Raw genomic sequence first — 23,842 nt, forward strand, 5'->3', positions numbered from 1 at the left:
TCATAAATTTTAATACTTTTTTTATAAATGATTTAACATTTATTTTAACATTTATTTTTTTTTATATTATATAATTAGGGCTCTAACAAATGGCTATATTACTTATTTAAAAAGTAATTTCCATTTGAAGAATTTTCATTTAATTCTGTTTTTTAAAGAATTTTTATCACCAAGATTCAAAATACTATTTTTTTCTTGCAAAAAAATATTTACATTTGTCGAAATTTGCCTTATAATTATAATTGTTCTAATAAATAGTTTGCATAATAAGGCAAGCAAGGAAAACACTACCATGAAATGGTAGTAATATATTTACATCTTAGGAGGAAACAAAATGTTTGAAATTTTAAAAGGTACAGGTTTATTATTAGCAGTATTGGCATTATTCACATTATTCAGTTACAAAGCACCTAATGGTATGAAGGCAATGGGCGCGTTAGCAAGTGCTGCTTGCGCAAGTTTCTTAGTTGAAGCTTTCCACTTCGCATTCTTTGGTGAAGTTATGAACATAGAATTCTTAGCAGGTGTTGGAGGAGCTAACGGTTCTTTAGGCGGTGTAGCTGCTGCTGTATTAGTTCCACTTGCGTTAGGTGTATCTCCAGTATACGCTGTATTAGTTGGTTTATCAGTTTCTGGATTTGGTATACTTCCAGGATTTATAGCTGGTTATTTAGTTTCTTATGTTGTTAAATTCTTAGAAGAAAAAATACCTGCTGGTATCGATTTAATAGTTATAATATTAATTGCTGCTCCAATGGCAAGAGGTATAGCAATGGGTATGGACCCTATAGTTAAGGGTTCATTAACTCAAATAGGACAAGTTTTAATACAAGCTGCTGATACGTCTCCAATAGTTATGGGGATAATATTAGGAGGATTAATAACAGTTGTTGCAACTGCTCCTTTAAGCTCAATGGCTTTAACTGCTATAATAGGCTTAACAGGTGTTCCAATGGCAATAGGTGCTTTAGCAGTATTTGGTTCTTCTTTCATGAACTACGTGTTCTTCTCAAAAATGAAGTTCGGTTCAAAGAAAGATACAATCTCTGTTGCTATAGAGCCTTTAACTCAAGCAGATATAATATCTGCTAACCCAATACCAGTATATGTTACTAACTTCATAGGTGGAGCTATGTCTGGTGTAATAATTGCTATAATGGGACTTGAAGTAAGTACTCCAGGTACTGCTACTCCAATAGCTGGATTTGCAATATCAGTTGCACAAAACGGACCAAGAGCTTTAATAGGTGCTGCAGGATGTGTAGTTGTAAGTGTAATTGCTGGATTTATAGGTTATGCAATGTTTAAAAATTACAAAATAAAGACTGCTGATGAAATCCGTGGTACTCAATCACAAGAAAATTCTCAAGTAGCTTAATATAAAAAAGAACGTAGAAATATCTACGTTCTTTTTTTATGCAAATTTTATACCCTACAATCGCGACTTCTTAAGTTAGTATTGTAGGGTATATATGTTATCTGGCTTTTATTTATAAATTAAAAAGCAGATAACATATGTTATCTGCTTTTATTGGTGCGGATGAAGGGACTCGAACCCCCACGCCGTAAAGCGCCAGATCCTAAGTCTGGTGCGTCTGCCAATTCCGCCACATCCGCAAATCTTTACTACTCTTTAATTGTACTATCTTTTTAACATTTTAGCAACATATATTTTAAATAACCTAAATATTTTCATCAATACAATTTTAAAGATTTATCTTACTACCTTCCTTGTTAATGTTCCTATACCTAGACCCATCATAATAATACCTATAAGTATTTCAAAATCTGCCAGTCTATAAGCTATTTCTGTTGGTTTTGAATTATTAACTCCAACACCACCAAACATACCTACACTTAAATTAATTACTTCATTTAAATCTTTTATAAATTCCTTTAAGTTCCAAGTATTCATATTTGATAATGTGTATCTAATTATATCTCCATTTACATCTATACCTATTAATAAATATAAGATTGAAAATATAAGAATAATTACTAAAGAAGATAATATACAAAATATAGGCCTTTCTCCATATCCACATGATAACCAAGATATATATGAACCCACTTTAGGTATAAAATCTACACATTTTCTTTCTGTACATTTACCTAAATAGTAATATTCTCCAAAATTATTATTTAAAGTATTTTCTTTAAATTTATCTGCTAAAGTTTCATATGTCATATATATACCTTCATATTCTTGCTTATTTTTAACTCTTGGAAGAATCTTATCAAAGAATGTTTTTTCATCAAATTTAGTTTTATACTTGTCATTAAATTGTATATCTACTATATAAGTTTCCAACGTTTTAAGTCCTGAAAAATCACAATCAATAATTTCAACCATATTTAATTCACAATTTGTAATAATTGTACTTTTCATATCACTAAGTTCAAAAGATGTATTTTTAATTTTACTTTTTTCAAAAATAATAAATGATAAATCACAACTTAAAAATTTAGCATATATTTGGCAATTATAAAAACTGCATCCTAAATTATCTTTTTTATTTAATGAAGGTAATTTCTCACTATCTTGTTTTAAAAATATACAATTTTCAAATACAACCCCTCCACCATTAAAATTACAATCTTCAAACATACAAGCAACAAACCTACACTCCTTAAATTTTACATTTCTAAAACTGCATCCTATAAATTTAGCACAAACTATATCTTCATTAATTATTTCACGAAAACTTTGCTCATCTAATACTCCTTTTTTACCTATTAATTGATCTAATATTTTAGTATAACTATACTCTGAATTAGGAGTATAATTACTTAACTCGATTTTATGCTTTATTATATCATTATATAATTTTTCATTATTTTTCTTCCTTTTTTCTAATTGTTCTTTTAATGCAAATTTTTCTTCTTTGAAATTTATATATGCCATAGCATAGCTCCTTTTACTTATAAGAATTTATATAAAAACAAACGTAACAATAAATCGTTACGTTCATTATATATATTATTTTCTTTTTTTGTTTTAATTATTCTATGTTGTAATAGAATTTTTATTGAATTTCAAATTTATAGTATGTTTGCCAATTATCTTGCATTGTGATAATATTTTATATAGAAATAAGAAAACGTTTTACTAGCAAAAACATAATATTTAAGCAAATGGGGGATGACTTATGTTATTAATTTACAACGATAAAACTAATCCATATTTCAACTTAGCTATGGAAGAATATTTACTTAAAAACTTTAATGAGGACTTATTTATTTTATGGAGAAATGAATCTTCTGTAATAGTGGGTAAAAACCAAAATACTTTATCTGAAATAAATTTGGAATACATTAAAGAAAACAACATACCTGTTGTGAGAAGACAATCAGGTGGAGGGGCTGTGTTTCATGATTTAGGTAATATAAACTTTACATTTATAGCTAATGATAACAATAGCTTTAGTGATTTTAAAGGATTTACTCAACCTATAATAGAGTTATTAAAAACTTTAGATATAAATGCTGAGTTTTCTGGTAGAAATGATTTACTAATAGATGGTAAAAAATTCTCTGGGAATGCTCAATATAACTATAAAAACAAAGTTATGCACCACGGTACTCTTTTATTTTCATCACAAATAGGAGACCTTTCTAATGCTCTAAAGGTAAAACCTATAAAGTTTGAAGGTAAAGGTATAAAAAGCGTTAAATCTCGTGTAACTAATATAAGCGAGCATTTAAAAGATAATATAGATATTTTAGAATTTAAAGATTTAGTAATGAATCATTTAGCTAAATCAAATGCTGATAATAAACCCTACACTTTAACACAAGACGATATCACCAGTATAAATACATTAGTTGATGAAAAATATAATTCTTGGGATTGGAATTTTGGTAATTCTCCAAAGTATAGTCTTACTAATGAGCTTAAATATCCTGGTGGAAATGTAGAATTCAACCTTAATGTTGAAAAAGGAATTATAAAAGAAATAAAATTCTTTGGAGATTTCTTCGGAAAATGTGATGTGTCTTTTATAGAAGAACTTTTAACAGATACTAAACATGAAGAAAATAGCATAAAAAAATCTTTAGAATTAGTCGATATTAATAGCTATTTCTTAGGATGTAATATTGATATTTTAGCTTCTGGGATAATTGGAGCCAAATAATTTCATTTGATATAAAGAGAACTCGGAGAAGAGTTCTTTTTTATTTTATTTTTTTAAATTTTTACTTTTTAAGAAATTACTAGTGTTTTCGAATCGTATTGTTTATTAAATAAAGTCTTTATCGTTTTTTTAATTATTTTTTAATTCATTTATTACATGCAACAGTCCTTTTGTAAAGCTTTTAAGCTTATTCACCTTTTTTTATTATTGACTTTTTTATTAAATTTTCATATACTCTTACTGTAATAATTAATTATATTTAATAAATGATATTTTAAGGAGATTATTTTATGAGAAAGTATAGTTACAAGGAAATGCAAATGATGTATGGAAAAATAAGTCCTTTTGAATTTAAGGATAAATTGATAGATTTAGCAAAATATAATGCGAATAAGAAAAATATAAATATACTTGATGCAGGTCGTGGAAATCCAAACTGGACTGCTGCTACTCCTAGAGAAGCATTTTTTACATTTGGACAATTTGCAGTTAATGAAACTCGTTTAAATTGGGACTTAGGTGACTTAGCTGGTATGCCTCAAAAAAATGGTATCGGAGATAGATTTTACAAATATATAAATGAAAATAGCTCTATGCCTGGTGCTTCTCTTTTAAAAAATATAATCGACTATGGAATAAACGAATTAAACTTTGATGGTGATGACTTTATTCACGAATTGGCTGACGCTATAATTGGAGATAACTATCCCGTACCAGATAGAATGTTACCTCATTTAGAAAAAATAGTTCATAATTATTTAGTTCAAGAAATGAAATATGATACAGATTTAGGTGGCAACTTAGATATATTCGCTGTAGAAGGTGCAACTGCTGCAATGTGCTATATATTCGATTCTTTAATGGCTAATGAACTTTTAAGAAGAGGTGATAAAATTGCTTTAATGACACCTATATTTACACCTTACCTTGAAATACCTCATCTTCCTAGATATAATTTTGAGGTTATTAATATAAATGCAGATGAGGTTGACGAATACGGAAACCACACATGGCAATATTCAAAAGATGAACTTAAAAAACTTAAAGATACATCAATAAAAGCTCTATTTGTTGTCAATCCTAACAATCCAGCTTCTATCGCTATAAATGAAGAATCCGCAACAAATCTTGTTGATGTAGTTAAAGAATATAATCAAGACTTAATGATAATATCAGATGATGTTTACGGAACTTTTGTAAATGATTTTACATCTTTAATGGCAAAACTTCCTTACAATACAATCGGTGTTTATTCGTATTCTAAGTATTTCGGTGTTACAGGATGGAGATTAGGTACAATGGCTCTTCATGAAAAAAATGTGTTTGATAAAAGAATAAATGATTTAGATGAAGAATTAAAAAGTTCTTTAAATAAGCGTTATGGTGATATAAGTTTAAATCCTTCTTCTATTTCATTTATGGATAGAATAGTTGCAGATAGTCGACTTGTAGCACTTAATCATACTGCAGGGCTTTCAACACCTCAACAAGTTCAAATGGCACTCTTCTCTGCTTTTGCATTAATAGATAGTGAAAATGCTTATAAGAAACTTAATATGAGTATTTGTAACAATCGCTATAAATTATTATATGATGCTCTACAAATACCAGTTAAAGAAGATAAAGATAATGCTGCTTATTATACTCAGTTTGATATAGAACAGTGGGGACGTATGAATTACGGTGAAGATTTTGTAAATTATCTTAAAGATAAATATACTCCTGTAGATGTATTATATAAATTAGCTAATGACCACTGTGTAGTACTTCTTAGTGGTAATGGATTTGCTGGTCCTGAATGGTCTGTAAGAGTTTCTCTTGCTAATCTTCACGATGAGGCTTATTCTAAGATAGGTAATGCTCTAAAGAGCATTTTAAATGATTATGTAGTTGAATATATTAACTTTAATAAAAATGAATTAAATAACCCTCAATCAATATAGTTTAAAAATAGTGTATATGAATTTAATTCATATACACTATTTTATCTTTATTTAAAGTACATTTTGAACTTTGTTGCTTTCAATTATATACTCTAAAATCTCTTCACTACCATCCATTCCTTTTAAACTACTTACAAATAAATTATCATTTGTATTTTCATTTAACATGTCTCCATGCTTTAGTACATATCCGTGATTTGCATTTTTTACCATGCCATAATCCATAGTAGAATCTCCTATTGCAGTAAACTCTTTTATATTAAGTTCTTTTATTAAATGTTTTATAGCATTTTCCTTAGTAATTCCCTTTGGTAAAAAGTATATCTTTCTTCCACTTATGTATATATCCCAATTTTTTTCATCTAATATATCTACATATTCTTGCAAACAATTTATATCAAATATTGAATAATCTGCTACTATATAAAAAAATAATTCACTCGCCACTGCGAACTTTATTACGCCTGGTAATTTAGTATATTTTTCAAAATCATTAACCATAATATTTAAATCACAAGACTTATTTTTAATATTTTCAACTTCATTTTTCCAGCTTTCTAAGACTTCATTATTATTTAATATACATCCGCCATTTGTAGTTATTGCCCACGGAAAGTTTATTCCATATTTATCAAAGTTTATTCGTCTGAACTGTTCTGATGTTCTTGTTGTAGTTGGTATAAACATACCTATATCTTGTATTTCTTTTATGTATTCTATTGTATCTAGTGATACATAAGATATTTCTCTGTCTTCATATTTTTCTATATTTGAATATTTAACTTCTGTATCTAAAAATTTATTTGAATAGATTACAGTTCTGTCTAAATCTGAAAAAACATACATACTCCCTACATCCTTTATACTTTATATTTTATATTTTATATATGAAATTTTTAAATGAAATTTATATATCCTTTAAGTTTTTTATTATTCCACAACATCTATATGCTTTTAAATCCATTTCTACTACTTCAACGTTCTTTTCCTTAGCTAATATAAATATATGCTCTATAGACTTATCATTGAGGTCTTTGACTAATATTTTATCTGGTATTCTTCTAAGTAAAACCCTTGTAGTTTCTCCTACTCCTGGTTTTATAAAGTTTTTATCTTTTATATCATAGCTTTGTTTTATATTTAATACATCTACATCTCCTATTTTGCTAACACAATAATCCAATTTAATAAGATTTTTATCTATCTTCTCATATTGGTTTTTAAAGCAACTTTCTATCGTTTGTATATAATTAATAGACTCATCCTTATCTATAAGCTCTTTATAAAACTTCGCACCATGAAAATCATCTTTCCCTATTAAATCATCTCTTAATACGGTTCTACTAATAAGTCCAGATACAGTTGAATTTAGACATGCACTAGGTATTAAAAAATCTTCTCTTACTCCATAAATGCTGGCATATCCTGCAGGGTCTGCTAGCACTGCTAGAGTTGAATCAATATCTATACCTAATATCTTTTTCATATCTTCACATGCATTGTCTAGTTCCCTACATATAGTTCCTTTACCTGTCCATCCATCTACAAATTGGATTTTAGAGTAGGGATGCTTTTCTATTATGTATCTAATAGCATTTATATCTATTCCTTTATCTCTTATGATAGATATAGTATAGTGATTCAATTTCAAATCATATCTATTCTTTAAATACCTTTTGACTAGTACTCCAATTGGAGTCCCTGCTCTTGCAAGAGATACTAAGACTACATCTTCCCCATTTTTTCTTATTATCTTTTCACTCATTACTCCTATAGCATAAGCTAATTTTTCTTTATTATTTTCTAGTTGTTCTTTATATAAATTTAAATATTCTTTACTTACACTTTTTTCTATTGGTAGCATTTGCGAATAATGTCCACCATTTTGAATCTTCATTTCACGCTCTGTATTATTTTCTTCTACCATTAAATTTGATATATCTTTTAATAAAAAAACCACATCTTCTTTTTCATATGTACCAAAATTACTCAATAGTTTTCACCCCTAACTACAACATACTATATTTAATTTCTCTATGTTTGTAGATTTAAATATATTTATAATTTTTTCATAACTTTTCTTATCTTTCTTTAATTCTACAAATAAAAAGCACTCTTTATAATTATCTTTATCTATGTTATATACATAGTTTGATACTTCCTCATTATAAAAACTATTTAACTTGAACTTACTGTTTATAGGGTAATTTTCATTTTCTATCTGTATAATAGGGCTTCTCGTTATAGAGTGATAATATATTTTACCTTCCATTTGTTTAGCGAACATCATAGGAATATACATAAATTCTTCAGTTCCTAAAACCAAAGTATTTTCTTCTTTATTTTGTAGTACTAATTTATCTTTTTCTTTTTTTATAATACTCATAAGATTTTCTTGGTCCTTTTTATTCATACCAAATCTACCAGTATATTTAATATATCTTTTATTTGATATATAATTTTTCATATCTAAGTTTATATAATTTATACATAATTCTTTTTCAATTGTTTTTAGTTCTTTTACTTCTTTATAATCTACTTCTTTGTCTATCTTAAAATCAAAGTTTCCTTTAAATAAATATACAAAATCAATACTACAATTTAATTCTTTTTCTACATTTTTGATTTTCTCTAAGCTTTCTTCATTTACCCAATTTAATATCGAACATATTGTATATCTTTTTTTAGGATATAGGTTTTGAATTTTCTTTATTATATTTACACAAGTATTCGCTGTTGTTATTTCATCATCTATCAAAAGGACACTATCTCCATTTTGTAGATTTTTAAGATTCTCAAAGTATAAATTCTGGTCTGTTGCATGAGAGTGCTCTTCTAAAAATTCTAAGCTCTTATATTCCTTAACTATCTCTCTTGTAGTATGTATAAACTCATAATCACCTTCTAAATAATCAAATACACTGTGTCCTAAAGCTGTTCCTGTTTCAGCAAATGATATTATAGTTCCTTTTTCGTTTTTAAAGTCTTTCTTCTTACTATTATATACTTGCACTATTGATTTACCTAATTCATCCATATCCTTTGGCTTACATGCTAAATGTTTGCCTAATGGTTTAGATACAAATAAAAACCTTCTTTTTAGATTATTTCTTATTCCAACTTGAAGATAATCATTTATATTTAAATCTAGCGGATTGTCTTCTACCTTTATGTCACAACTAAAATTTAAATAACTCATTATAATCTACCCCTTCGTTTAATACTCCATATATTTGTGATAAAATTAATGTTTTCTTAGCCCATAATAAGTGAGGATTTACTTCGTTCATCCTTGCCCCTAATACACCTTTACTCACCCCATATACGCTATCAATACTATTTAATATAGTATTAGCATCCATATAGTCTTCGTAGCTTACAACTTGTAAAGCTTGTACCATTACGATTTGATTTGGATGTATTACAGTTTTTCCAATCAATCCATGAAATTTATCTAATAGAATTTCTTCAATATATTTATTTTTTATTAATTCATCATTCATATCAAATAACTCTGACACACCACCACTTATTGGTATATCTAATTCTGGTCTGTTTAAATAATTTATAACATCATGTATAAAGGAAGCACATATTACATTATCATACATAGAAAAAGACTTGCTTCTTCTTATTCCATATATACCTAATACATCTGCTATCCCTATTCTAATATTTAAGACTCTATCTTTATGCTTTAAAAGTGTTTTGTAAATATTCTTGAAATAATATTCTTTACTTTCTTTGTATATAAATTCTTTACTTTCTATTATAGGAATTACATACATATCTAATAATTTAAAAGAGTTTAATATATCTATACATTTTTCTATAAGCTGTGCATCTGCTTTAGGAAGTAATATTCCTGTTATTATCTTTTTATTTGATATTATAATGTCACTTATTTTTTCTAACTGATTTGCATCTTTTATCCTAATAAAAATCAGAGGTATATTTTCTATGTTTTTATTTTTTACATCCTCTAAAACTAATTTCAGATTTTTTATCGCTTCTTTTTCTCCTTTTGCTCCAACTGAATCTTCAAGGCATATCGCAAGAGGTCTAACCCCCATTACTTCGCCTCTTATTGTTTTATATATCATGTTATATTGTGTAGCTGGTATATATAAAAAGGCACCCAATGAATATTTTAATAAATCTAATTTTGTATTATTATTAAAATACTGTGGCTGTTGTAAAAATATTCTTTCTAGATTCTCATTGCCTATATAGTCAAAGTATCTCAATTTCTCCACCTCTTATAAAATTCAAGTCAATCTCTTTGTCAAAACTTTTACCAAGATTCACTTCATTCATCTATTAAAATTATAAGTGTAAAGGGCTAATTTAATTAAATCAGCCCTTTAACATATTACTTATTAAAAATTAATGATGTGTTTATATCTTCTAGTCTCTTACTGTTATCTTTCATTGTTGATCTATTTGTTTCTTCAATTCTCATTGTCTCATCTATGCCACTTTTTATTGTACTGTACATTTTTTCCAATGTTTCTATTTGTATTGAACTTGAATTTGCCATTCTAGCAATTTGTGCACTTTGTGTTGTTACATTTTGAGCATTTCTAAGTAATAATTCATTAGTCTTATCATCAAGTGCTTTTAAAGATTTAGCTTGTAATTCTTGTTTTTTAAGTATTATAGCTTGAGATAAACATTGTTTAAATACTGGTAGCGTTACAACAAAAGCACTATTTATTTTTCTTATTAATCCGTAGTTATTATGTTGCATTCCTCTTAGCATTGGTATCGTTTGTATAGATATATTTTCTGCTATTCTTAAATCATATACTCTTTGAGTTAACATATCATATACTTTTAAAAGATCTTGATAGTTAACCATATCCATTTGATCTGTACTAGTTTCTGATTTTTCTTTAAAGAATGGTAATATCTCATTATCCATTTCTTCTATTGCCATTTCTCCTGCCACAATATATTTTTGTAATTCATTGTAGAAGTTAAAGTTTTCATCTAACATAGCTCCTAATTGCTTATTTGATAGGGCTATGTCTCTTTCATATTGTTCTAATTCTATTTGAATTTTTTCAACTTCTCCACCTAATGTTTCATATTTTTGGAACATTAGCTCAACTGCATTACTAGCTTTTTTAAATATTTTTTGTAATATTGAAGGCTCTTTTCCTTGTTGAAAATCATCTAAATCAAACTTATCCATTATTTTAGCTAAATGAAGTAACATCTTAGAATTTTCTTCATTTCTATTTAACTTTATTGAATTTAACAATGAATCTGAAACTCTTGCTATTCCTTCTGATGCTCCTCTACCAAATTGAAGTATACTATTTGGATTTTCTACTTCTATAAGAGCTGTTAGCTTTTCTACTTCCTTTGATTTTCTTAACTCAGTTTTTTTATTGTTTGTATATTCAACTATATCAAATTTTTCTTCCACTATTTCTGCTGCATTTGTCATAGATGTAGAGCTTGATTGTTTGTTCATTCCACTAATATTTATTGCCATTTTTATTATCTCCTCTTTCCAAAAATTTTCTTAAATAGCGGTATACTATTTTTTATTGAACTAAGCTTTAATTCATACACCATTTTATCTAATCTATGAATATCTATTATCTTATTATTTATTACATTTTCTATACAATTTGCCCCAGATGGACATAAATTTATTATATCAAACCCAATTTTACTTAATAAAAGCATTAAAAATGCTATTTCTTTTTCAAATATAATATCTTTTTCTATATATACTACAAGCTTAGGGTTAATAAGAGAATAATCAAAGTTATTTATCATATGAACAAACCTTCTATCCATATTAAGTACTGTATATAACCCTTTTATCCTATCTTCACGATTTAATCCATCTACAAACATATCACTTACTATAACTTCTTCTATTTTTTCTAAAATCATTTCTTGAGTATTTGCATTTAAAGTTGATATAGTGTAACTTTTATCTCCTAAAATACCCTTTTTATCTATAATTCCATCACTACTTATTAAAAACGATAAGCTAAATGCATCTTTCGTAAATCCTTTTGAGAAATAATTTACATCTCCATTAAATTCTATAAAAAATACATCATCACTATCTCTTAAATTATTTACAAAGTCTAAATACTCATTATTATCATTATAAACTCCATTTATTTTAGAAAAGAATACTGGAGCTTCAACACTTTTATTATCAAAATTAAAGCCTGGTCTCAGTTTCAATGGTTCTCTAAAGTATATATCTATTTCGTCTAATGTCGAACTTAATAGTAAACTTTTTATCTTTCTATCTTGAAGTTGCCATGGCTTTATAAATCCTGAATCATTTAACAATTGATCACTAATGCTTTTAGAAGCTTGAGCACCAATCGTCATAGCTTTTTTTATAGATGATTTTTCAACTACCGCTCCAAAATTAACTCTTTCTTCAAAGCTGATTTTTTCGTCTGCTAATTTTTCTTGTATCATCTCTATTTCATACTTATCATTACATAATACACTAATATTTCCATCTTCATTTGGATTTAAATATAATATATCAAACCCTGCTAAATTCAGTATTTTCAATAAGTATATTTCATGCTTTTTTATAGATCCATAAAATATAATTTTAGGTGTATCATTTTTACTTATTTTTAAAGGATTTATATATTCTTTAATCCATGCCATTATCTTAATAATAAAGTTTTGCTTTACTCTCTCATTGCTAAATTCATTACTCTCATTATTAAAAAATATGTCCAAAGCTTTTTTTATTTTACTATTCAAATCTTCATTATTTACGATAGTAATTTCTATATTTTCTAAACTATTATTATAGTTTTTTAATATATCTTTAAAATAACTTATAGTATCAAAATCATTCGGATTCGGTATACTATCTAAAAACAGTGCTATATCCTGCCTATTATCAATTTTTTCTTTACTTTTGAATATCTCAAGATTATATAAATTTGTGTCTTTTAATCCTACATAAGATATAAAGTAATTTAAATGACTTATTGATGGAGTGTAGTTCCCTCTATCTGATTGGCTAGAAAATATTTTTTCAAAAACTAAACAATCACTCACACTTATCCTCCTATTTTATATAGATTAGCTAATTTTATATAAGCCTCATCCTAAATTAGAATGAGGCTATTTTAAATTTCATATATTTATTCTTCTGATGTTGCTAATTCCTCTATTAATTCTTCTTGTTTATTTCCTTTAAATAGTCTTATTACAAACTTAACTAACTCATTAACTACAATTATTAATGATGCAAGTAATATTACCTTAACCCAAGTCATAACATCAAGTGCTACTGAATCGAAGAAGTCTTGGAATAATTGTGTAAATATTATTTGAGCTATTGCTGTTACACTTATTATTTGTAATGCAAGTTTATTTTTAAATAAGTTAGGTATTATACTATCACAATTAAACTCTCTACAGTTAAACGCATTCCAAAGTGCACTGAATGCAAATAATGCGAACATTACTGTTCCTTGTTCTTTTAGCTCTACATCTAATATATTAAATGTAGATTGAGCCATTAAAACGCCTGTGATAAATAATGCATTTAATACTATGTTTGTACCCATAGATTTAGTTATTATATTAGCATTTCTATTTGTTGGTTTTCTTTTTAATACATGCTTTCTTACCGGTTCAAGTCCTAGTGCAAGTGCTGGAGGTCCATCCATTATGATGTTTACCCATAATAATTGTATAGTTGTAAATGGCATCTCTTGTCCTGTTACAGTACATATTATAGCAACTAAGAAAGCTATTATGTTTACTGTTAACTGGAACTGAACGAATCTTTGGAAGTTATCATAAATTCCTCTACCCCATTGTATACCTTTAACAATTGTAGAGAAACTATCATCTGTAAGTATTATATCAGCTGCACTTTTACTTACTTCTGTACCTGCTATACCCATAGCTATACCTACGTCTGCTTTAGATAATGCAGGAGCATCATTTATTCCGTCGCCTGTAACTGCTACTACTTCACCTAAATTTTGTAGAGCTTGAACTATTCTCATTTTACTATCTGGCTTACTTCTAGCTACTATAGATATAGTTTGAATTTCAGATTTTAATTCTTCATCACTTAAAGTATCAATATAAGAAGCTTCAACCGCTCTCATATTATTTTTAAGTAATCCTAATTCTTCACCAATAGCTCTTGCGGTGTTTATATTATCACCTGTTAACATTTTTACAGATACACCTGCTTTATTGGCTATATTAACAGATTCTATTACATCAGTTCTTAATGGATCTCTTATTCCAACAAATCCACTAAACACTAAATTATTTTCATTAGAATCAACATCAATATCTTCTGCTTCTAATGTTACTGCTGCTTCTTGTCCTGCACTTAATATTTCTTTATATGCAAAACCTAATGTTCTCATTGATTTAACTTGTAGTTTCTTTATTTCATCTAATATATCATTTTTTATAGTTTCAGTTAAAAATACTATATCATTGCCCTTTTGTATATGTGAACATAATTGTAGTAATACTTCTGGAGCACCTTTTGATAGTAATAGTAATCCATCATTATTTTCTATAACAGATGTCATCCTCTTTTTATCAGATGTGAATTGATTTTGTGCTACTATATTAGATTCTTTTCTTATTTTTCTATAATCATCATTATTGTATAGTAATAATGCACATTCTGTAGCACTACCTATATACTTTGTTTCACCATTATTATGTTCTATATCTGCAGTAGAGTTTATAGTGCAGTTTTCATTAAAGTAGCTATTATTTTTAATATCTTTACTTTCAACATATCTACCGTCTATATACGCAACTTCTACTGTCATTCTATTTTGTGTTAATGTTCCTGTTTTATCTGAACATATTACAGATACTGAACCTATTGTTTCACAAGCTTCTTTTTTAGTAACTAATGCATTTATCTTAGCCATTTTTTGCATTGTAATAGCTAAAGTCATATTTATCATAGTAGGAAGTCCTTCTGGAACTGCCGCAACTATTAATGCAACACAAACTGTAAATGCTGTCTTAGCTGGTTCTATAGATTGTAAAAATGGCATAAAACCACTCATATCTACATTCAATACACCGCTCATAACCATTTGTACAACCATAAATATGAATAATAATCCTGCAACAGCAGAAGATATCTTAGCTATCATACCACCTAGATTCCCAAGCTTAGCTTGCAAAGGTGTTTCTTCATCTTCATCACATAGATTTTGAGCTATTTTACCCATTTCTGTATCATCACCTATAGTAGTAACTACCATTGTAGCTCTTCCATATGCAACTAAAGTACCACCAAATACCATATTTAATTGCTTAGCTGGTATTGGTTCTTGCTCTATAATTTGACCTTTAGATTCTATTTTCTCCATAGGAATTATTACATCGCTTTTTTTAGATACATCATCAGATTCTCCTGTTAACATATCTTCTCTTATTTTTAAATTTATACTTTCTATAAGTCTACCATCTGCTGGTATCATATCTCCCATTTCTATATAAACTATATCCCCTGGAAGTAATTCACTTTTTTGCATTTGATGAATTTCACCATCTCTTAATACTTTAACCTCTATATTTTCAGTAAGTTTAGATAATGCATCAGCAGCCTTTTTAGACTTACCTTCTGTTATCATACCTATAGCTATACCTATAGTTATTGCACCAATTATACCGATGGCATCATGAGCTTCACCTATCACAGCACTTATAACAGCGGCTGCCATTAATATAAGTATCATTGGCTCAGTTAAATTTCCTTTTAATTCTTCCCAAAAACTTCCTTCTTCTTTAGGTGTAAACTCATTAAAACCATGCTTTTCTCTTCTTTTTTTAACTTCACTAGATGATAGGCCTTTGCTTTCTTCTACAGTTAAACTTTCTAATACTTCTTCTTTTTCTACATTATAAAATTTCATTTTTTATACCTCATATGCACATTCTATTTTCCCTAAGTTTGATACAACATCCTTTAAGCAAGTATCGCTCGTTCCTTCTCCCACTGCACTAAATTGCCAAGTATTACCTTGTCTATATATAGTTCCTACTATTAAGGCAGTTTTTGATGAATAATCATCACTTAAGTTATATCTTACAACTTCTTTTTTAGTACAATTATCAACAACTCTTATAAATGCATTTTGTATCATACCAAAATGCTGCTTTCTAGCTACACAATTATATATATTTACTACAAATAATAATTTATTTACATGAGCTGGAACTTTATCTAAGTTAACTAATACTTGCTCATCATCTCCATCACCATCTCCAGTAAGATTGTCTCCAGTATGAACTACTGCATTACCTGCACTTTTTAAGTTACCAAAGTATATTAAATCATTATTATTTTCTAATTTACCTTGACTGTTTAACATAAATACAGATGAATCACAGTCTACATTTTGTTGTCCTCCCATTAATGACTTGAAGAATCCTCCACTTGATTTAATTGGATCCCATCCTAACCCTACAGTTATCGAACTTAAACCTGGATTAGATTTTCTTAAATCTATCTTTTGACCTTTTTGTAAATTAATAGCCATAATATTTCCTCCTAATTTATTTATGCAACGAGTCTAACTTATTCGGTTTATTTATAATTACATTATTACATATAATACCGATTAATTTAGGTCGCTGCATTTGTAATTTTTGTAATTAAACACTTAGCCCATAGTTTCTACAAAGTGATTCTAATCCACCTTCAAATCCAGAACCTACTGCACTAAATTTCCATTCTCCATTGTATTTATATAATTCACATACAACTATTGCTGTTTCTATGCTGAATTCTTCTCCAAGATCATATCTTAATATTTCAGATTCATTCTCAGCATTTATAACTCTAACATAAGAATTGCTTACTTGTCCAAAGTTCTGTCTTCTTTCTTTAGCTTCATGTATAGTTACTGCGACTGCCATTTTTTGTATATGATTAGGTACTAAAGATAAATCTGCTAATATTTCTTCATCATCTCCATCACCTTCTCCTGTTCTATTATCACCTAAGTGCTCTATGCAACCTGAGATATGTTTTAAATTATTATAGAATATAAAGTCTTCGTCTCTTTCTACTCTTTGAGATTCTCCTACCATAAAAATACTAACATCTAAATCATAATCGTATCCACTATCAAAGGAATTTGTATCCCATCCTAACCCTAACTTAATGTTTTTAAGACCTGGGTTACCTTTTGTTAAATCTATTTTTTGACCTTTTTTTAATGTTATAGCCATGTTTTTCCCCCCATAAATTAACTATATATTTATACCGAAGTTATTACACAGAGCTACTAATCCACCTTCAAAACCAGCTCCTGATGCATTAAATTTCCATTGCCCATTATTTTTATATATTTCGGCTACAACTACTGCCGTTTCTATACTAAAGTCTTCGCCTAATTCATATTTTATTAATTCCTCATTTGTATCTTGATTAAAAACTCTTATATATGAATTGCTTACTTGTCCAAAGTTTTGTCTTCTTTCCATAGCATCATGTATTGTAGTTGTAAATGCTATTTTAGTGATATTAGTTGGAACTAATGATAAGTTTACTAATATCTGCTCATCATCGCCATCACCTTGTCCTGTTCTGTTATCACCTAAATGTTCTATACAACCTGAAGAGTGCTTTAGGTTATTATAAAATATAAAGTCGCCATCATTAGTCACTTTTCCATTTTCTCCTACTAAAAATGCAGTTGTGTCTAAATCAAAATCATTACCACCATCATATTTATTAGTGTCCCATCCTAATCCTATTACTATATTTTTAAGACCTGGGTTACTTTTTGTTAAATCTACCCTTTGTCCTTTAGCTAACGTTATTCCCATAATTTATTTCCTCCATTACTCTTTATTTTATAATTTTCATTTAATGTTATTATAGCATTTTTAATGTTTATTTCAAAGTTATTACTTATCTTGAAACATATTTGTAAATACTTTGTACAAATTCTACATTACAGAACCTTATATTCTATTATTTACAAAAAAATATAACACCTGCATAAAGCAAGTGTTATTTAGTATATTATTTTTTAATACATGTTATTTCTAGTTGTTATTTCTTTTTTATTCTTGCCTAGTTTTTTGTTAACTTCCTGAACCTCTTCATACTGTGCTGTTAAATCTTGATCTCCTTGAGCATGGTTAACTAAACTTTCCATAGATTGATTTTTATATTCTTTATATTTTTTAGACTGCTTCATATTATCACCCTTTCTTATTTTCTAAGTTTAGGGTATGCTTTTATATAGTTTTTACACCTTATAATTTTTACCTTTTTAAGTTTATTTATTGCTTATATCTAAGAAATTTAATTCTTTTATTTTATCTATTTGCTAAATTACGTTTTTTCCATATTGTCTATTCATTTTCTTATCTTATCTAATATGCTTTTTTAAAACTTTAGCTATCGGAACTCCAATTACAATACCTACAACTATTTGTGTTATATTCCCTGGAATAGATCCAAGAGGTGTTATATAATTTCCATATAAAATAACCTCTGTTGTATAATACCCAAATATCATCCATATTCCTGATATAATTATACCTACTATATTTATGATTGTATTATTCCCTTTTTTACCATTAGACCAAGCTATACTTCCTATTATATACCCCATAACACCTCTTACAATAAATGTAAATGGTGCCCATATTGCCCACTCAGATAATAAATCAAATAGACCCATACCAAATGCACCTGCAATAGCTCCTTTTTTCTTTCCAAATACTATCGAAGATATAAAAAGCATAGTATTACCTAAGTGTACTAGCCCACCATTTGATGATATCGGTAATCTTATATTTATAAATCTTGTTGCTACAAATACTAATGCTATAAGTAAAGCTGTTTCTACTAAATCTCTAGTACTCGTTTTTGATTTACTATTAGTTGTAATTTCCATAATAACCCTCCATTTTTTTGCTATTTATAATGCTTATTAAATAATTCAACCAAATTTCCTTTACTGTCAAAGCCTAATTCCTTTAAGCTCATATCTATTGTATTTAATATATTTATAATTTTTTCTATTCTTGCATTTTCGCCCATATGGCCTATTCTTAAAATAATTTCCTTATACTCTGCTAATGAAGTTGCTACAAGTGTATTATAATTTTCTAGCATATAGTTTGATAACTTTAATGATCCTATATTTTCAGGAATCTTTATCGCCGTTACAGTGTTAGAATATCCATTTTCTAAAAATAATTCTAATCCATACTCTTTTAATGCTATTCTTGTAGCACTTGCTATTTTTTCATGTCTATCTAATACTTCTTGTATACCTTCATCTAGTATGTTATCTATAGCTTTATCTAATCCTAATATGTCACTTATAGGCATTGTGTATGGAAACCATTTTCTTTCATAGTAATTTTCCCATATTCCTAAATTACAATAAAATCCAATTACATTAGTCTTTCTATTTTTTATAGCTTTCTTTGCATCTTCACTTATACTTACTATAGTAAGTCCTGCTGGAGCAGATATTGCCTTTTGTGAACCACCTAATACTATATCTATCTTCCACTCATCTACTTTAAGCTCTTCTCCTGCCATAGCTGCAACTGAATCTACTACTGTTAATATATTATGTTCTTTTAATAGTGGGCAAATTTCACTTAAGTCATTAAGCACTCCTGTTGGTGTATCACAATGCACTATTGTTGCATATTTAAAATCATTATCTTTTTCTAAAAAAGCTTTTAATTCTTCTATATTTATATCCTTTTTATGTTCTTTGCTAAAAAGTACTGCTTCTCCACCATACATAGTTACAAAATCGTCAAAACCTTTTCCAAATATACCGTTGTCTATTACTAATACTCTATCCCCTTTTTCTGTTAGTGAAGCACATGCAGCTTCAAGCCCTAATATACCTTCTCCACTTAGTATATATATATCACTTTTAGTTTTTATCACTCTTCCTATTTTTTCACATGTATTTTTATAGAAATCAAAAAAGTCTTTATCAATATCAGGATTAGTAGTTTTGTTAGCTCTTACTAATCTTACATTTTCTTTAACATCTGTCGGTCCTGGTGTATAAACAATTTTATTATTCATTATTTTTCCTCCACTACATCTCTTATTTAAAAACATTATATATTATTTTAATTTTGTTCGATACAATTTTATTAAATTCAGAAATTGTACCATTACATTTATCAAAAATTAAAATATTCTTTAAAAACTTAAAGTATAGTTTTGTTTAAATGCTTTTTATAAAGCAATTATCCATAAGTTGATAATCTATAATACCTAAGTATTCTAAAAAAAGTAGTACTAACACTTAAATACAGTATTAGTACTACTTTTATATTAGAATAAATAAAGATATCCTATAATTACTATAACAAGATCTGCTAGTATATGTATTGTCCATGAATTTAGAAAGTTCTCTGATTTTGAATCTACATAATCAAATATTACTCCTGTTATAAACAATCCTAATACACAAAGTAATATTAATTGTATACTAAACCAATTTTTAAATATTCCTATGTGATAAAGAGCAAATAACCCTGATGAAAATAGATACCCTAATTTTTTATACCCCATCTTATGTAAATTAGTAAATATAAACCCTCTAAAGAAGAACTCTTCTAAAAATGAATTTACAAATGTAAAATAACTAGTTACTAGTAAATAATTTGCTGATGTTATTTTAGATTTTGTAGCTAGTTCTACAAATATTACATCCATGTCTATCGTTTTTCTAAAAAACATAAATGCTCCGACTAATATAATTCCTGATAATATACCTAAAAGCATTCCTATTCCTACAGTCTCTTTATTAACTAATTTCAGATTAAGCCCATCTTTTAAAGTTGTTTTTCTTAATAGTTTTATAAACACTACTTGACTTAATGTAAATAACATTATTTTACTTATTGTTTTAGTTAAATAATCAACCATTAAAACTTGTTCTATTATAAAAAGGATAACCACACATACTGTAGCTACTAAAAATATATAGTTTCTATATATTTTTTTATCTCTTTCCTCTATATTGCTTAATGTAGTTGGCAAAAATAACCCTCCCATCTCATTCCATTTTTATTCATTATAAATTTATAACTTTATTTTTACAACACTTACCTATAAAAAATCAACTTTATTAACATTAGTTTTATAAACTAAATTCATCATTTCATTCAATATTTTAAATTTCTAATACCCTCAAAATAATATAAGTTATAAATTACCAATATTTAAAAACAGAGAGCCTTCTATATTTTTATATAGAAGGCTCTCTTGGTATCTAATAGTTATTATTTTTTAAACGTTTGATTACTATATTATATTATATAATGTAAACTGTCAAGTTTTATGTAAAATTATATTCTATTTTCATAAATTTTTTATTTAATTAATAAGCATAATATGTTTGAGGTGATTTTATGAAAAAAAAAATATTAATATTATCTTTATTAACGCTATTTATTTTTTCTAGCGCATGTAATACTTTTGCATCGGTTCCGCAATATACGCCTAAAGAGTTAAAATCACTCCCTTATGCCTATGATGCACTTGAACCATATATTGATAAAGAAACTATGATGCTTCACCATGATAAACACTATAAGGCTTATTTAGACAAGTTTAATGATGCTATTAAAGGCTATCCAGACCTTTATGGCTCTAGTCTTTATGATTTACTTACATGCTTAGATTGTTTACCTAGCGAAGTTGCCAAAACTATAAAAAATAATGGTGGCGGCGTTTATAATCATGAGTTTTTCTTTGATATTATGACTTCTAACCAAACTAAGGTATCTGGAAATCTTGAGAAATCTATAAATAGAGATTTTGGATCTTTCGATAATTTTAAAGATGCATTTAAGAAAGCTAGCCTAAGTGTTTTTGGTTCTGGATGGACTTGGCTTGTTTCTGATGAGTCTGGTAATCTATCTATAGTTACTACTCCTAATCAAGATACTCCTATTACGTTAAACCTTAAACCTATAATAGGTCTTGATGTTTGGGAACATGCTTATTATCTATCTTATAAAAATGATCGTAGTACTTATATAGATAAATGGTTTAACATTATAAATTGGGATAAAGCAGAAGAAAATTATAAAAACCCAGTTAAGTAAAAATACCTATATATCTAATTTTCTATAAACCATATACATCATATAAAATATGTATATGGTTTATAAATCTATATAGTAGTCACCTCTTATATAAATTCAAAATAATTTTGAAAAAACTTGTATTTTACTATATAATGAAAACAACTTAATGTCTTATTTACCACATTAATCATTGATCTTTTAATTGTATCTTATCATCTTAGGAGGATTTATGGTAAAAGAAACTCATGCAAAGGGAAGTTATGTTTTTGCACTTATAGCCCTCCCTTTTTTAAATAATACTTTTTTAAATGAATATGATCTTATATACAAGTGTATTTTATTAGTAATATATATTTATTCTTCTTACTTAGGATGTTTAGTGCCTGACATAGATATGAGAGGCTCCTATATTAGTAAAAGACATCCTATAATTCATAAAAGACTAGGCTCTAAATTTAAGCATAGAGGATTTACTCATAGCTTACTTTTTGTATCATTGTTAATGTATTTATCAGATTTACTCGCTAACTACACTAACAATAATATAGTTTTTTTATGTTTATGTAGTGGATTCTTAATTGGATATATATCTCATCTTTGTCTTGATTTATTAACCAAAGAAGGAATCGAGATTTTTTATCCCATATCTATCAATTTTTCTTTATTACCTATAAAAACTAACTCTAAAACTGAAAAATTCATTTGTAAAAGCTTAAATTTTGTAGTTATATTTTTATTAGGATATAGATTTTATATATTATTTTAAATATAAATCCCCCTTACTATATAAATAAGAGGGATTTTTTATTTATTTAACTAACTTATTATAATTTTCTATATCATTCACTTCTTCACGATGTTTATGTTCTTCTACATTTTTATTTACCTTACTCCCTATTTTCCAAGATAAAAATACTAATAGTAAAAATACTCCTATTTTTGTAGGACTATTTATAAAACCTTGTATGTCACTAGCTGGATAGCTTATTACTAAAAACATAACAAACTTACCTGCTAACATTGGTGGAGCAAAGTTTCTCACGTCTCTTTTACAAAATGCCGCAGTTACTGTAACTAAAAAGCTTGGTACAAAAGGGCACGAGTATGCAATAAATAACAATTTAAATCCTTGCTTTTTCATCCATTTTATAGTTTTTTCTGTTTTTTTATTTCTAAGTTTATTAAATATTTTATTATCACTAAATCTGCTAACTATTAAAAATAATACTAATGTCCCTAGCCCTGAACCTATCCAAGATAGCACAAGTCCTCCAAATAAACCAAATAAAAGTGAATTAACTCCTACTATTGCTACTAGTGGCAATATTGGTAAAAAACTCTCAATAAAGCAACTAGCTAATCCTACTAACATTGTAAGAAACCAATAGTCTTTTGCAATATAATATAAACCTTGAATATACTCCATCATCCTTGTCTCCTTAATTTTTTATAATTCAAGTATACATTATTTTTCTTACAATCTTATTATATTCTTATCTTATTTTGTATTTTAGACTTTTATTTAGTTTATGCTTATTAATAGTTCTCTACTGTTCACGTATTATTTTTATACCCTCTACTCTCTACCTTTTTACTTTATTTTTTAGAGTTTCATTCATTATATTATTTTCATCTATAGAAGTTACATTCTCAATT

The 23,842-nt window shown here is 27.3% G+C and carries 21 protein-coding genes and 1 tRNA gene; 5 read left to right on the forward strand and 17 right to left on the reverse strand.

Annotated features, from left to right (window positions below):
• Positions 1-334 precede the first annotated feature (334 nt).
• A complete protein-coding gene (locus tag AC11VW_RS06480) occupies positions 335-1,378 on the forward strand; it encodes a PTS sugar transporter subunit IIC (RefSeq protein WP_484300586.1) in 1,044 nt (347 codons plus the stop codon).
• 154 nt (positions 1,379-1,532) lie between these two features.
• On the opposite strand, the gene AC11VW_RS06485 is transcribed toward AC11VW_RS06480, so the two are convergent.
• Positions 1,533-1,617 (reverse strand) — tRNA-Leu (locus AC11VW_RS06485).
• A gap of 97 nt (positions 1,618-1,714) precedes the next feature.
• Positions 1,715-2,905, reverse strand: a complete 1,191-nt coding sequence (locus AC11VW_RS06490) for a pentapeptide repeat-containing protein (protein ID WP_484300587.1) — start codon at positions 2,903-2,905, stop codon at positions 1,715-1,717.
• Between the two features lie 244 nt (positions 2,906-3,149).
• Between AC11VW_RS06490 and lplA the strand changes: the two genes are divergently transcribed.
• Positions 3,150-4,136 (forward strand): lipoate--protein ligase, encoded by a 987-nt coding sequence (gene lplA, locus AC11VW_RS06495; protein WP_484300588.1) that lies wholly within the window; start codon positions 3,150-3,152, stop codon positions 4,134-4,136.
• Positions 4,137-4,426: 290 nt separating this feature from the next.
• Complete coding sequence (aspD, locus tag AC11VW_RS06500; RefSeq protein ID WP_484300589.1) at positions 4,427-6,079, forward strand: aspartate 4-decarboxylase; 1,653 nt, start codon at positions 4,427-4,429, stop codon at positions 6,077-6,079.
• 51 nt (positions 6,080-6,130) lie between these two features.
• Here aspD and AC11VW_RS06505 read toward each other — a convergent pair whose 3' ends face one another.
• The 14 genes from AC11VW_RS06505 to AC11VW_RS06570 all read right to left on the reverse strand — a co-directional run bounded on the left by AC11VW_RS06505 (position 6,131) and on the right by AC11VW_RS06570 (position 21,134).
• A complete protein-coding gene (locus AC11VW_RS06505; protein WP_484300590.1) occupies positions 6,131-6,925 on the reverse strand; it encodes an HAD hydrolase family protein in 795 nt (264 codons plus the stop codon).
• A gap of 61 nt (positions 6,926-6,986) precedes the next feature.
• The gene (locus tag AC11VW_RS06510; RefSeq protein ID WP_484300591.1) at positions 6,987-8,072 is read right to left on the reverse strand and encodes a cysteine protease StiP family protein; all 1,086 of its coding nucleotides are present in this window, start codon (positions 8,070-8,072) and stop codon (positions 6,987-6,989) included.
• A 12-nt stretch (positions 8,073-8,084) separates the two neighbouring features.
• A complete protein-coding gene (locus AC11VW_RS06515; protein WP_484300592.1) occupies positions 8,085-9,278 on the reverse strand; it encodes a phosphoribosyltransferase family protein in 1,194 nt (397 codons plus the stop codon).
• A complete protein-coding gene (locus tag AC11VW_RS06520) occupies positions 9,259-10,326 on the reverse strand; it encodes an HpcH/HpaI aldolase/citrate lyase family protein (protein ID WP_484300593.1) in 1,068 nt (355 codons plus the stop codon). The genes AC11VW_RS06515 and AC11VW_RS06520 overlap by 20 nt, the downstream gene beginning before the upstream one ends.
• Positions 10,327-10,451: 125 nt before the next feature.
• Entirely contained in the window at positions 10,452-11,582 is a 1,131-nt protein-coding gene (locus AC11VW_RS06525; protein WP_484300594.1) for a toxic anion resistance protein, read from the reverse strand.
• Between the two features lie 5 nt (positions 11,583-11,587).
• On the reverse strand, positions 11,588-13,144 hold the full coding sequence (locus tag AC11VW_RS06530) for a YceG family protein (RefSeq protein ID WP_484300595.1): 1,557 nt from the start codon (positions 13,142-13,144) through the stop codon (positions 11,588-11,590).
• Between the two features lie 86 nt (positions 13,145-13,230).
• Positions 13,231-16,002: a calcium-translocating P-type ATPase, PMCA-type gene (locus AC11VW_RS06535; protein WP_484300596.1), complete on the reverse strand. Its 2,772-nt coding sequence runs from the start codon at positions 16,000-16,002 to the stop codon at positions 13,231-13,233.
• A 3-nt stretch (positions 16,003-16,005) separates the two neighbouring features.
• Positions 16,006-16,629 (reverse strand): TerD family protein, encoded by a 624-nt coding sequence (locus AC11VW_RS06540; protein ID WP_484300597.1) that lies wholly within the window; start codon positions 16,627-16,629, stop codon positions 16,006-16,008.
• A gap of 115 nt (positions 16,630-16,744) precedes the next feature.
• Positions 16,745-17,323 carry a TerD family protein gene (locus AC11VW_RS06545; RefSeq protein WP_484300598.1) on the reverse strand — a complete coding sequence of 193 codons (579 nt, stop codon included), beginning with the start codon at positions 17,321-17,323 and terminating at the stop codon, positions 16,745-16,747.
• Between the two features lie 21 nt (positions 17,324-17,344).
• Entirely contained in the window at positions 17,345-17,923 is a 579-nt protein-coding gene (locus AC11VW_RS06550) for a TerD family protein (protein WP_484300599.1), read from the reverse strand.
• Between the two features lie 206 nt (positions 17,924-18,129).
• Positions 18,130-18,300, reverse strand: a complete 171-nt coding sequence (locus tag AC11VW_RS06555; RefSeq protein WP_484300600.1) for a hypothetical protein — start codon at positions 18,298-18,300, stop codon at positions 18,130-18,132.
• 174 nt (positions 18,301-18,474) lie between these two features.
• A complete protein-coding gene (locus AC11VW_RS06560; RefSeq protein WP_484300601.1) occupies positions 18,475-19,005 on the reverse strand; it encodes an ECF transporter S component in 531 nt (176 codons plus the stop codon).
• Positions 19,006-19,025: 20 nt separating this feature from the next.
• Positions 19,026-20,168 carry a pyridoxal-phosphate-dependent aminotransferase family protein gene (locus AC11VW_RS06565; protein WP_484300602.1) on the reverse strand — a complete coding sequence of 381 codons (1,143 nt, stop codon included), beginning with the start codon at positions 20,166-20,168 and terminating at the stop codon, positions 19,026-19,028.
• A 255-nt stretch (positions 20,169-20,423) separates the two neighbouring features.
• Positions 20,424-21,134 carry a CPBP family intramembrane glutamic endopeptidase gene (locus tag AC11VW_RS06570; RefSeq protein WP_484300603.1) on the reverse strand — a complete coding sequence of 237 codons (711 nt, stop codon included), beginning with the start codon at positions 21,132-21,134 and terminating at the stop codon, positions 20,424-20,426.
• 371 nt (positions 21,135-21,505) lie between these two features.
• On the opposite strand from AC11VW_RS06570, the gene AC11VW_RS06575 reads away from it, so the two are divergent.
• Both AC11VW_RS06575 and AC11VW_RS06580 read left to right on the forward strand, forming a co-directional pair.
• Positions 21,506-22,204 (forward strand): Fe-Mn family superoxide dismutase, encoded by a 699-nt coding sequence (locus AC11VW_RS06575; RefSeq protein ID WP_484300604.1) that lies wholly within the window; start codon positions 21,506-21,508, stop codon positions 22,202-22,204.
• Positions 22,205-22,415: 211 nt separating this feature from the next.
• Complete coding sequence (locus tag AC11VW_RS06580) at positions 22,416-22,952, forward strand: metal-dependent hydrolase (RefSeq protein ID WP_484300605.1); 537 nt, start codon at positions 22,416-22,418, stop codon at positions 22,950-22,952.
• Positions 22,953-22,994: 42 nt separating this feature from the next.
• Here AC11VW_RS06580 and AC11VW_RS06585 read toward each other — a convergent pair whose 3' ends face one another.
• On the reverse strand, positions 22,995-23,615 hold the full coding sequence (locus AC11VW_RS06585; RefSeq protein WP_484300606.1) for a TVP38/TMEM64 family protein: 621 nt from the start codon (positions 23,613-23,615) through the stop codon (positions 22,995-22,997).
• Between the last annotated feature and the right edge of the window lie 227 nt (positions 23,616-23,842).

The sequence above is a fragment of the Romboutsia sp. genome (assembly GCF_056995035.1).

Bases quoted from the DNA above. Each gene is read 5' to 3' on its own strand.
- aspD (WP_484300589.1), top strand. From the start codon at position 4,427: ATGAGAAAGTATAGTTACAAGGAAATGCAAATGATGTATGGAAAAATA.
- AC11VW_RS06505 (WP_484300590.1), bottom strand. From the start codon at position 6,925: ATGTATGTTTTTTCAGATTTAGACAGAACTGTAATCTATTCAAATAAA.
- AC11VW_RS06565 (WP_484300602.1), bottom strand. From the start codon at position 20,168: ATGAATAATAAAATTGTTTATACACCAGGACCGACAGATGTTAAAGAA.
- AC11VW_RS06580 (WP_484300605.1), top strand. From the start codon at position 22,416: ATGGTAAAAGAAACTCATGCAAAGGGAAGTTATGTTTTTGCACTTATA.
- lplA (WP_484300588.1), top strand. From the start codon at position 3,150: ATGTTATTAATTTACAACGATAAAACTAATCCATATTTCAACTTAGCT.
- AC11VW_RS06525 (WP_484300594.1), bottom strand. From the start codon at position 11,582: ATGGCAATAAATATTAGTGGAATGAACAAACAATCAAGCTCTACATCT.
- AC11VW_RS06545 (WP_484300598.1), bottom strand. From the start codon at position 17,323: ATGGCTATAACATTAAAAAAAGGTCAAAAAATAGATTTAACAAAAGGT.
- AC11VW_RS06535 (WP_484300596.1), bottom strand. From the start codon at position 16,002: ATGAAATTTTATAATGTAGAAAAAGAAGAAGTATTAGAAAGTTTAACT.
- AC11VW_RS06550 (WP_484300599.1), bottom strand. From the start codon at position 17,923: ATGGGAATAACGTTAGCTAAAGGACAAAGGGTAGATTTAACAAAAAGT.
- AC11VW_RS06515 (WP_484300592.1), bottom strand. From the start codon at position 9,278: ATGAGTTATTTAAATTTTAGTTGTGACATAAAGGTAGAAGACAATCCG.
- AC11VW_RS06540 (WP_484300597.1), bottom strand. From the start codon at position 16,629: ATGGCTATTAATTTACAAAAAGGTCAAAAGATAGATTTAAGAAAATCT.
- AC11VW_RS06490 (WP_484300587.1), bottom strand. From the start codon at position 2,905: ATGGCATATATAAATTTCAAAGAAGAAAAATTTGCATTAAAAGAACAA.
- AC11VW_RS06480 (WP_484300586.1), top strand. From the start codon at position 335: ATGTTTGAAATTTTAAAAGGTACAGGTTTATTATTAGCAGTATTGGCA.
- AC11VW_RS06585 (WP_484300606.1), bottom strand. From the start codon at position 23,615: ATGATGGAGTATATTCAAGGTTTATATTATATTGCAAAAGACTATTGG.
- AC11VW_RS06560 (WP_484300601.1), bottom strand. From the start codon at position 19,005: ATGGAAATTACAACTAATAGTAAATCAAAAACGAGTACTAGAGATTTA.
- AC11VW_RS06555 (WP_484300600.1), bottom strand. From the start codon at position 18,300: ATGAAGCAGTCTAAAAAATATAAAGAATATAAAAATCAATCTATGGAA.
- AC11VW_RS06575 (WP_484300604.1), top strand. From the start codon at position 21,506: ATGAAAAAAAAAATATTAATATTATCTTTATTAACGCTATTTATTTTT.